The sequence below is a fragment of the Pseudomonadota bacterium genome, from assembly GCA_026388255.1.
Lineage (GTDB): Bacteria > Desulfobacterota > Syntrophorhabdia > Syntrophorhabdales > Syntrophorhabdaceae > JAPLKB01.
Genome location: JAPLKC010000087.1, coordinates 26,494 through 36,728 on the forward strand (window position 1 = coordinate 26,494; position 10,235 = coordinate 36,728).

General features: G+C 41.2%; 11 protein-coding genes. 8 read left to right on the top strand and 3 right to left on the bottom strand.

What is annotated here, in order from left to right:
* Positions 1–41: 41 nt before the first annotated feature.
* Together serA and NT178_11960 are read left to right on the top strand one after the other, a co-directional pair.
* The gene (gene serA, locus NT178_11955) at positions 42–1,661 is read left to right on the top strand and encodes a phosphoglycerate dehydrogenase (protein ID MCX5813239.1); all 1,620 of its coding nucleotides are present in this window, start codon (positions 42–44) and stop codon (positions 1,659–1,661) included.
* A gap of 19 nt (positions 1,662–1,680) precedes the next feature.
* The gene (locus NT178_11960) at positions 1,681–2,118 is read left to right on the top strand and encodes a DNA-binding protein (protein ID MCX5813240.1); all 438 of its coding nucleotides are present in this window, start codon (positions 1,681–1,683) and stop codon (positions 2,116–2,118) included.
* Here the strand turns inward: NT178_11960 and NT178_11965 are convergent, their stop codons facing one another.
* Both NT178_11965 and NT178_11970 read right to left on the bottom strand, forming a co-directional pair.
* The gene (locus NT178_11965) at positions 2,119–3,657 is read right to left on the bottom strand and encodes a 4Fe-4S binding protein (GenBank protein ID MCX5813241.1); all 1,539 of its coding nucleotides are present in this window, start codon (positions 3,655–3,657) and stop codon (positions 2,119–2,121) included. It abuts the gene before it with no gap.
* Between the two features lie 50 nt (positions 3,658–3,707).
* A complete protein-coding gene (locus NT178_11970) occupies positions 3,708–4,586 on the bottom strand; it encodes a DUF362 domain-containing protein (protein MCX5813242.1) in 879 nt (292 codons plus the stop codon).
* A gap of 56 nt (positions 4,587–4,642) precedes the next feature.
* Here NT178_11970 and NT178_11975 point away from each other — a divergent pair, with 56 nt between their 5' ends.
* A complete protein-coding gene (locus tag NT178_11975) occupies positions 4,643–5,326 on the top strand; it encodes a molybdopterin-dependent oxidoreductase (protein ID MCX5813243.1) in 684 nt (227 codons plus the stop codon).
* 4 nt (positions 5,327–5,330) lie between these two features.
* Here the strand turns inward: NT178_11975 and sfsA are convergent, their stop codons facing one another.
* On the bottom strand, positions 5,331–6,485 hold the full coding sequence (gene sfsA / locus NT178_11980) for a DNA/RNA nuclease SfsA (GenBank protein ID MCX5813244.1): 1,155 nt from the start codon (positions 6,483–6,485) through the stop codon (positions 5,331–5,333).
* Between the two features lie 731 nt (positions 6,486–7,216).
* Here sfsA and NT178_11985 point away from each other — a divergent pair.
* The 5 genes from NT178_11985 to NT178_12005 all read left to right on the top strand — a co-directional run.
* A complete protein-coding gene (locus NT178_11985) occupies positions 7,217–7,564 on the top strand; it encodes an HNH endonuclease signature motif containing protein (GenBank protein MCX5813245.1) in 348 nt (115 codons plus the stop codon).
* A gap of 90 nt (positions 7,565–7,654) precedes the next feature.
* Positions 7,655–8,293, top strand: a complete 639-nt coding sequence (locus tag NT178_11990; protein MCX5813246.1) for an N-acetyltransferase — start codon at positions 7,655–7,657, stop codon at positions 8,291–8,293.
* A 140-nt stretch (positions 8,294–8,433) separates the two neighbouring features.
* Positions 8,434–8,769 (top strand): Rieske 2Fe-2S domain-containing protein, encoded by a 336-nt coding sequence (locus tag NT178_11995; GenBank protein MCX5813247.1) that lies wholly within the window; start codon positions 8,434–8,436, stop codon positions 8,767–8,769.
* Positions 8,770–9,389: 620 nt separating this feature from the next.
* Entirely contained in the window at positions 9,390–9,797 is a 408-nt protein-coding gene (locus NT178_12000; GenBank protein MCX5813248.1) for a PilZ domain-containing protein, read from the top strand.
* 312 nt (positions 9,798–10,109) lie between these two features.
* Positions 10,110–10,235 (top strand): hypothetical protein (locus NT178_12005; protein ID MCX5813249.1); only part of this gene is annotated, 126 nt, incomplete at its 3' end.

Consider the following 10,235-nt stretch of genomic DNA (forward strand, 5'->3'; position numbering starts at 1 on the left):
ATTGTTAATACTATTCTATTGATTAATGAAAGGTGTTCTTTATGAAGAAATTTAAAGTCCTCGTTACAGACAATATCTCAAAGAAAGGCGTAAATATACTGGAGCGCGAAGGCAATATTAAAGTTGATATAATGGCAGGTATCAAGGCAGATGAACTGAAAAAGATTATTGGCGAATACGATGCAATTCTAACGCGGAGCGGCACGAATGTAACTGAAAGCTTGCTGGAAAACCCCGGCAAACTACGCATTATAGGACGCGCAGGTGTCGGTGTTGATAATATAGATATTGAAGCTGCGAGTAAAAAAGGTATTATCGTTATAAATGCCCCTACCGGCAACACCCTTGCAGCAACAGAGTTGACAATGGGGCATATACTTGCTGCTGCACGAAAGATACCCCTTGCTCATAATTCGCTTAAAGCAGGCAAGTGGGACAGAAAAAGCCTGGGTGTCGAGCTTTATAATAAAGTGCTCGGTGTTGTAGGGCTTGGCAGGATTGGAAGTAATGTTGCCATAAGGGCTAAGAGCTTCGGCGTGAAGGTAATTGCCTATGACCCTTATATTAAAAGGAGCAAGGCTGATGCCCTTGGTGTAATGTTATACGATAAACTGGAAGACTTGCTTAAAGAGGCTGACATAATTACATTCCATACCCCATTGACACCTACTACAAAAAACATGATTACTGCCAAAGAGATTGCTTTCATGAAAGATGGTGTCATTATTATCAACTGTGCAAGGGGCGGAATTGTAAATGAAGACGATCTGTATAATGCTTTAAAATCAGGAAAGATTTTTAGTGCCGGTATAGATGTATTTGTAAAAGAGCCTCCAGAGAACAGCAAACTTCTACAGCTTGATAATTTGTTTGTAACACCGCATATCGGGGCCAACACAACAGAAGGACAGGAGGCAGTTTCCGTAATTATAGCCGAACAGGTTGTCAATGCCCTGAACGACAGGCCATGTCTTAATGCGATTAATATACCCTTCATGAAATCACAGCTTCCTGAAACCATGCAACTCTACTTTAACCTTACCGAAAAAATGGGAAAGTTTGCTGCACAGATTTCAGAAGGAAGACCTGAAATGATAAAGATTATAATGGTAGGTAAAAACTTTGAGGAAGATCTCTGTGAACGGAGATTCGACGTTCCCTTCAGCTACCAGCCTTTTACCATTGCAGGGATCAAAGGATTTTTTGAAGTAAACCATAAGGGGTCTGCCACCTATATTAATGCTCCCTATCTGGCAAAAGATGGAAATATTGACATAGAGGAGACAAAGGCAGCACAGTTTGATAAGTTTAATGATCTTATACTGTTTATCATCAAGACGGACAAAGGTGAAACCTCCATCGGCGGGACGGTATTTCCGGACAAGCTTGGAAGGATTGTTTTGCTTGACCGGTTTCATCTTGATATGGTTCCTGAAGGTTCGTTTTTACATTTTAGAATTTTTGACAAGCCGGGTATTGTCGGAAAAGTAGGGACGATACTTGGAAATAACAATATCAATATTGCAGGTTTTGGTATGTCCCGGCAAAAAAGCGGGGAAGAGGTTGCTTTTGTTTCTGTTGATGACTCTATCAGCAGTGTAGTGCTCGATGAGATATCGAAGATAGACGGGATGATTGAAGCAAAGGTTATACATTTGTAGAATCCCGTAAAGGAGATAGATGAAATACCAAACCGGTGAAGTCGGCAGGGTAATTGTTGCAAGGTTTGAAGATGGCGATGTTATCCTTGACAATATTATCGGGATTGCAAAAAAAGAAGCAATCCGGGCCGGCGTTTTTTATCTTGTCGGCGGAATGAAAAATGCGAAGATCGTTGTGGGCCCTGAAAAAGATGAACTGCCGCCTGTACCGGTATGGCGTGAGATTAAAGAAAGTCATGAGATTGTTGGTATAGGAACGATTTTCTGGCATGGCGAAGAACCGAAGATCCATTTTCACGGAGCCTACGGCAAGCATGACAATGTAAGGGCAGGGTGTCTCAGAGAGACGGCAGATACCTTTATCGTCCTTGAATGTGTAATACTTGAAATAAAAGGTGTAAACGCAACAAGAGAGCTTGACCCTGCATCGGGTATGGTGCTTCTTAATCTGCTGTAATTAAGACCGAGATTTATTTTTAGCTGCCGGGAATACTTCTATCGCAGATTTTCCTTCTAAAGGACACTTGTTTTCACAAATCCCGCAGCCCGTACACAATTCATCAATAACATAAGGTTTCTTCAGGACAATTTGTTTGCCGTTATAGTCTTTTTCCCCGGATAACTCGAACCTTATCGCCTTTTCCGGGATTGGGCAATGTTCTTCACAGACAAGGCAATTGATCTTTTTTGCATAAGGAAGGCAATGGTTTTTATCAAACACAGCAACGCCTATGATGCTTTTTTTCTTTTGTGATAATGGAAGATTAGGAATAGCACCTGTAGGACAGACCTGGCCGCAGAGGTTACAGTTGTATTCGCAATACCCCAGGCGGGGGATTATAACCGGCATAAAAATACCATAGGCGCCTGTCTGAAAGAGGGCAGGGTACAGTGCACTTCTTAGACAGACCTTTATGCATTCGCCGCATCTTACACATTTTTTAAGGAATTCTTTTTCATCAGAAACGCCTGGAGGTCGCAGGCATCTTTCCTGACCCGAGGGCAACTGAAAAGAAAAAACTCTTGAAACAAAAAAGCCTGACAATAGTCCGCCCAGAAAGATTCTTCTTCCTATAACAACAGGCGTTTTTTTTGATTTGGCCGCACTAATGGCCGGGGCTTTGCCAACAAACGGCAATTTTATTGTAAACTTTACCCTTTTAAATTTGCATTTAAGCCTGCAATCCATACAGAGAATGCAATCCTGTTTTTGGAAAACTTCCTCATCAAATCCTGTTGGACAGGTTGTTTTGCATTCCCTGCAATCTTTGCAGAGAATTGACGGAATTCTTTTGAATAAAGCGAAGCTGCCCAGCAGACCCAGAAGTGTACCGAGGGGGCAAAGGTTCTTGCACCAGTTCCTTTTTTCGTATCTTTCGAGGAAAACGATGAAAAGGAAAAATACGAAGGAGATAACGGCAAGGGGATAAAAGGTTTCTCTGAATGGCAGAATGTAGTCCTTCAGGAAGGTATAAACGGGTGCGACATAATCTCTGTTCTCACCTGCCACATAATATAAGCCTGTCCACCCGGCTTTTGCAGTGTATCCCAGGAGAGGGTAAAGAAAAAATGTCAAAGCCCTTACTAGTATGGCAATGGGGTCAAAAATACCCGAAATATTCACGTTAAAAAGTGCAGCAAATAGAAGTGTAAACAGAAAATAATACTTAAATTTTGTCTTTAGTAACCCGATAGGTATGGTTTTTTTAATTTTGTCGGTAACAAGGTCGATAATGGTGCCCAGCGGGCAAATCCATCCGCAGAAAAAGCGGCCGAGCAATACTGAAAAAACCAGCATCAATATTCCCGGTACGAGAAGCAACGTTATTGTTTTTACAGCGAGAAGATAGCTTACAATAATAAGGGGATTGGCCCTGAAAAAACTATTTATTGCAATGGATATCTCATCTTTTCCTCTGTATTCGGTGTTGACAAAAAGGATTAAAAATACTGCCAGGAAGATTAATTGTGAAAGGCGTGACAGAGTAATTTTCATTAATGGCTTCCTGTTTCCTGTTATGTGTTAAGGGTAGCGAGATATGCGTTTCATGCTTTAATGACCTTTATCTTGTTGAGATTCATTTCCCCCAGACCTCTTTTGTATGCGGCAACAGTTGTGGATATATCCTGTGGATTCAGGCCGAAGAGTGTTGTAGCAAAAGCGTCGGCTGCGACTATGTCTGTGGAGGCGATGACCTTATTCAGCACCTTTACGTCATTGAGATTTCCGCCCTGGGGTCCGTGGTTTAAGAGGATACGCGTTGCATCTATGATTGTCAGGTGAGTTTTTACGAAGGCATTCATATCAGAGAGAGCTTCATCTATATTTCTATGAATATACCCCCTGTTGCCTCCCATTATACCCATGATATTTTTTAAGCCGAGGGTGAGACGTGTAAGGTTGTGGTGCTTTGCGATAGGCATGTTGATGAGAACATCGGCAAGGAGCGCTTCATCATAAAGCTCCCATTCTTTCAGAAAAACGCCGTTGATCTTTGTGTTTTTAAACCGCTCGCTTTCAACGTATTTGAGCTCAACATTTTTTAAACCCTTCAATGCTGCATTAATGCCGCTGTTTTCGTAACATCTCCTTGAATCGTTACAGGTATTATCAAAGACTTTAACCTTCTTTGCACCGGCTTCCAGACAGTCTTCAATAATAGCCTTGATAACTGCAGGGTGGGTGGTTGCCGCGTATTCCGGCCTTCTATCCCAGCCTATGTTCGGCTTGACAACAACTACGTTACCTTTTTTTACAAATTTACCGATACCGCCCAATGCGGCAACAGCATTCCTCGTTATAGCTGCATAGTCTTTACCTTCTGCAACTGCCAGGACAGGAGGTTCTTTTGCGAAGATATTTTTGTAGAATCCGCTGAAAAGTACGGATAATGCTGCAAACCTCAAAAACTCCCTTCTTTTCATAAGGATAATTTTAACTATTCTGTGCGGTTTGTCAACTGTAGTGTTATAATTAATATATGGACAGGCGTGATTTCATAAAATTTATATCCGTACTGGGGATAGGCTTTATGCTTCCGCACTCCACGCTTACAGCAAAGGAGATTGAGAAGGTACTGGAAAACGAGGACAGGGAAGGGTTTTATATCAGGTTTTATAAGCCCTTTAAACCTGTTGACCCTGATAGATGGACGCTAAAAGTCGGCGGTTTGTGTGAAAACCCGAAGGCGTTCAACCTTTCCGATATAAAAAGACTCAGGAAAGATACTCAAGTTTCGCGGATGAAATGTGTGGAATCGTGGTCAAGCAAAGCAAAATGGGGAGGCTTCAGGTCGAAGACGCTTTTTGATATTGTAAAGCCTGGAAAAGAGGCAAAGTTTGTATATTTTTATTCAGCAGATGACTATTATGAGTATATTTCCATTGATGATCTTTTAAAACAACGGGTGATTTTTGTCTACGAGATGAACGATAAATTACTTCCTGATATACACGGCGGCCCGTTGAGGCTGATAATGCCCTTCAAGTACGGATACAAAAGCGTGAAGACTATTATAAGTCTTGATTTTGTGAAGGAGGAAGGCACAGGCTTGTGGTCTAAGTATGGCTACTCCAGGGATGCAACCATTAAAACCGGTGAAGATCACGCCCTTGATTTAGGAGAGTACAGGACGCTGAAAAAAGAGGGCGAACCGGACTATTAACCCATCACCGGCTGAGATCATCCATGTTCCGTTCCATCCTGTAGTAGAGGAGCAGGTCGACAAATTCCCTCGATTCTACAGGATTTCTATCCATATAAAAAAGATGTGAATTGCAGTTGCAGTCCGAAGAGCCGAAGCCCTTTACCTGATCTTGTGAAATCTTAGAGACCGACGCGGCGATTTCGCATTCAAGACGGGAAGACGAGCGTATAGGAAGGGCATGGACAACAGTGGCACGCTCTCTCAGATAATCAATATGCCAGAAGAGATTTTTTCTTTTTCGCTTATGCCTTTCTATCCTTGCGGTAAGGTCTTTCATTGCTGAACCGATGTAAATATAAAAACCCTTTTTAAAAAAGATCATGCCGAGCTTTCCTATCGTAATTTCTTTATCAACATCAAGGTTGAGGATAAGTAAGTAGCTTCCGCAGTCCGCCCCTTCTTTTTCATAAATGTCCCATGGGATATCAAGCTCTGTTGCTTTATCTTCAACGGAAAGGTCATGTCCCCAGATAACGGATACGGCTTTTACGAATATATCATTACGTAGGATATAAAGGGTCTTTGAGAACTCAGGATCAATATGGTATTCAGGCAGGAAATGTTTAACTGAAGAGGAATGAACGACAAACAGCACCCCTCCGTGGTAGGAAGAACCGGCAATATCTACAATGTGCCTCCGTCCTCTGTCTGTTACTGCATCAGGAAACATGGCCATATTTTTATGGAACAGTGTGCAGGATTTTACCTCAAGAAGCATTTTTTCGTTCCCTTTTCTGAGAAGAAAATCAAACCTGCTTCTGCCGACGGTAAATTCAGGCTTTTCTATTACATAGTCTTCAAGCCCCGGTATCCCCTGTTTTCCAATAAGCCACCCGACGACGGTATTTGTGTGATGCGTGTGGAGAAAGACCGGTACACCGTCTTTATCAACTGCAATGACGGTATATTCTGTGCTCCTGTCTGAGATATGTGCTGTTTTGGTAATATAGAGGAGTTGATTTTTCTGTAAGAGTTCCCAGAGCCTGCCGGGGTTCGGGAGATATGCCGTGATTGCCCTGCCTTTATGGAAACATTCAACCATAAACCTGTTAGGCCTTGCGATAAATTCGGCAGTTTCTATATGATTGAAAATGTTAAGTTTTGTAATCTTTCCCATCCAGTTATACTCACTAAAAGTCTGCGTATTCCTCCATTATGACTTCAACATGATATCAAGAGAACTCTTCAAGGCATTTGTCGTATCTCTTATGACATGGGTATAAATTATAGTCGTCTCAACATTGTTATGGCCTAGAAGCTCCTGCCCCTCCCGTGAAATATCTTTCAAACTTTCTTGTGCCATAAACACCATAAATTAAGATTTTGTTTTTGTTCTTTATTATCACTAAAAGTGAATACCATGCAATAAAAAATAAAGAAATTATACATTTATTGGTTGTATTTCCTCAAACAATTCATGTAGTATTGAAATAAATACGATAGTCGTATATTAAATGTTAGCTTATATCGAGCATCAGGAAGGATTGAATGACCATCGAACGATTTGTAGAAAACGATAAAGCCTATCTGTCTTGGCGAAGTGCGCACCCTGGCGGCTTCGTGGCTAACGTTTCGGCACAGGGTCGCTCCTATGTCATGCTCCACAGAGTTTCACACAATCTTTCCAGTCGTGGCTCAAACCATCCGAATTGTCACACCCACACATATATGAAGATGGCGAGCGAAGACCTCCCTTCCCTTGAAGCAGCGGTTGTTGCCGCAGGGTACTCACCACATGTCTTTCACGATTGTAAAATTTGCCGTCTTGGGACTGCAAGACGCTTCGAGCCAACCACTAATCTTCAATTGCTCAACGAGGCTACTTATGATCTCTTGGCAACGGGCATCATGCCAGAGTATCCGGAAGGATATAGGAACCCCAAGGTGGCTCTACGCAAAACTAAGGAATACTATCGTTGCTCAAGGGTTAAGGCTTGGGTGCTATGGCAAGCGAGGTGGCAATGCGAAGGCTGCAAGGAAGGTGCTCCATTTACAGATTCGAGAGGTATGCCATATCTGGAAGCGCACCATATTATTAGCCTCTCGGCGGAGGGTCCGGACATTGTAGAAAATTGTGTCGCCTTGTGTCCCAATTGCCATAGGGAAGCGCATCTAGGTAGTAGAGCGTCGCAATTGATTCCCCTCTTGGAGGAAGCAATAAGGCAACGTGTGAAGGGAAGGAAATGGAAAAGCTAACAATCGCATCCACCGGACGGCTAAAGCCGCCGGTGATGCGTGTCGTTAGATGGACGCCTTCGGCGCATCAAAAGAAGATGGAGAGGTAAAATGGATATTGCGATTCGAAATGAAACAGAAAAAGATTTTCACGAAGTTGAAGAATTAACAAGGGAGGCTTTTTGGAATTTATATTTCCCGGGATGCAATGAGCATTATTTAGTTCACCAAATGAGGAATCATCCAGATTTTATAAAGGAGCTTGATTTTGTTGCAGAATACAACGGAAAAATAGTTGGAAACATAATGTATACAAAAGCATGGTTGATCAATGAAAATAGGCAAGAAAAAGAGATTATAAGCTTTGGCCCTCTCAGTGTTCTTCCAGAATATCAGCGCAAAGGCATTGGTAGCTCATTGATTAGCCATACAAAAGATATTGCTCTCACAAAGGGTATAAAGGGTATAGTGATATTAGGTGATCCGCACAATTATTGTAAACATGGTTTTAAAAGTGGCAAAGATCAAAATATTAGTGATATGAATGGGGAATACCCTTATGGAATGCTCGCTCTTGAATTAGAAGAACGGGCATTTGAAGGACATAAATGGAAATTTAAATACAGTGATGCATTTAATATAAATGAAGAAGATACTGAGAGTTTTGATAAAAATTTTAAGAGAAAAGAAAAGGATTATAAATATTCGCAAGAAATTTTCTCAATTGCCTTTAGATCATATATCAAATAACTTTCATCTATCTCTTGCAACGGATCACAAAAAGCCGAGCCCGCTGAAGAGCGACGTTAGACAGTATAGACAAGCATAATATTCAACTTAATTGTTATATACTATATGTTCATTACTCGATTATTTGAAAGGAGATAAGAATGGAATACATAAGAGTTGCAGCAACAGGCGAATTGCCTACAAACACGAGGACAATCGTTCTTATAAATGGTAAGGAAGTTCTTTTGGCGAATTTGGATGGTTCATACTATGCTATCGCCAACAAGTGTACTCATGCTGGAGGTTCACTGGCAGGAGGTGTTCTGAAAGGAGGCATTATTACTTGTCCAAACCATGGAGCTCGATTCAACGTGATGACAGGAGAGGCTGTCGGGCAAATTAAGGTTGGGTTTAGAGAAATAAAGACTGAGAATGTTGAATGTTATACTGTCAAGGTTGAAGGAATAGATATTATGGTGGGAATACCAGAAGTGTAAATATTGATAAAAGGTGTCTCAGGCATATATTGAGTACTTGCATTGTTTCCGGGGTCAGAGGTGTATGCATATAGACAAACGTTCCTTAAAAAAATTATCTTTAAAAATGGGGCTGAATTAATCCAGGAAAACCAAAAAAAGAACTTGTCCAACAAATATGTGCAGCCAAACGACCCGAGCCTCTGGCTGATTTTTATGTTGGAACCAAATGATGAAAAAATATCGATTTCATATCATGTCGTGCGATTACAAACACTGTGTCTATAGTGTTAACGCCAACAGTTGGCGTTAAACAGAAAATATCCATAAACCCAATACTGGCCTTGCTTTGGACTACAGAACCATTTTTGCATCCACAGTGGATGCAAATAATTAAGAGGACCATGATTCCTTCATGTTTTCCCTCTTACGACGGTTTGTATGGAATGAGGATGCACCTTCAACTAATTTGGTAAAGGAATTACAACTATATATCTTTATATTTTCTCCATGTCGAAAGGTTGTCGAGGTATTTCGGTGTTTTGTCTCCGGGAAAGTCCTTTTTAATTGTTTTATCACAAGTTGTCTGGTATTTTATCATGTTCAGCATTGACAGTTATATGTAGACAGGTTAAAAGCAAATGATGAAGGAAAAATACTTCCTCAATCTAAATGGTAGTTCCGAAGAAATATCACCATCAGGAGAGCATCGTCGAAGCATACGGTTTCCGGTGAGTCTCTCTGTTAAATATGGAGAAAAAACTCCCGTTGAATATACGAGTTTTATTATAAATATGAGCGAGAGAGGTGTTTTTATTCAAACCGAAAATCCTCTCCAGACAGGCGCCAAAATTGTAATGTCCTTTTATATACCCCCGAATGTTAAGATTCTTGCTAACGTCGTTGGAAATGTACAATGGGTAAACAACGGTGATTCTAATCTTCCGAGAGGCATGGGGATCAGTCTGGAAGTCTATAGCATAGAGTCAATACAACTACTTGAAGATTTCCTGGAAGAGCGAAAACATTTAGTCGATCTAAAAGGATAAGCCGCTTAAACATATCGCTAAGTTTTGTTTCCAATGAGCCGCCTCGCAGTTCTGTTGAGGGGCAGGGAAACAGAAGAGTCAGCCCTTGCATTTGAATATGTAATGGGAGATAACGATATTTAACTTAATAATAACAATTAGTTGCTTAACAATTCGCTGGAGCCAATCGGCAACAAAAAACGTTGCCCCCGGCTCAATTCTGCGTTACCACCCAGAATGAATGTGCAATCTTTAGTTGCATTATGTTGCATTATGCTATTCTGAGAGATACAATTATAGCATGTTGCAATAAAGATGTTCGGAGGAACGATTATGGCTACAGCAGTAAGAATATCAGAAAGACTTGTAGATGAAGCAAAGAGATTTGGACGAATTGACCATAGGTCTTTAGCCGGGCAGATTGAGCACTGGGCACAAATGGGCAAATGTGTCGAAGAG

Coding starts and splice junctions, on each gene's coding strand:
- NT178_11965 (MCX5813241.1), bottom strand. CDS start 3,657: ATGAAAATTACTCTGTCACGCCTTTCACAATTAATCTTCCTGGCAGTA.
- NT178_11990 (MCX5813246.1), top strand. CDS start 7,655: ATGGATATTGCGATTCGAAATGAAACAGAAAAAGATTTTCACGAAGTT.
- NT178_11985 (MCX5813245.1), top strand. CDS start 7,217: ATGCCAGAGTATCCGGAAGGATATAGGAACCCCAAGGTGGCTCTACGC.
- NT178_11970 (MCX5813242.1), bottom strand. CDS start 4,586: ATGAAAAGAAGGGAGTTTTTGAGGTTTGCAGCATTATCCGTACTTTTC.
- NT178_12000 (MCX5813248.1), top strand. CDS start 9,390: ATGATGAAGGAAAAATACTTCCTCAATCTAAATGGTAGTTCCGAAGAA.
- NT178_11995 (MCX5813247.1), top strand. CDS start 8,434: ATGGAATACATAAGAGTTGCAGCAACAGGCGAATTGCCTACAAACACG.
- NT178_11960 (MCX5813240.1), top strand. CDS start 1,681: ATGAAATACCAAACCGGTGAAGTCGGCAGGGTAATTGTTGCAAGGTTT.
- sfsA (MCX5813244.1), bottom strand. CDS start 6,485: ATGGGAAAGATTACAAAACTTAACATTTTCAATCATATAGAAACTGCC.
- NT178_11975 (MCX5813243.1), top strand. CDS start 4,643: ATGGACAGGCGTGATTTCATAAAATTTATATCCGTACTGGGGATAGGC.
- serA (MCX5813239.1), top strand. CDS start 42: ATGAAGAAATTTAAAGTCCTCGTTACAGACAATATCTCAAAGAAAGGC.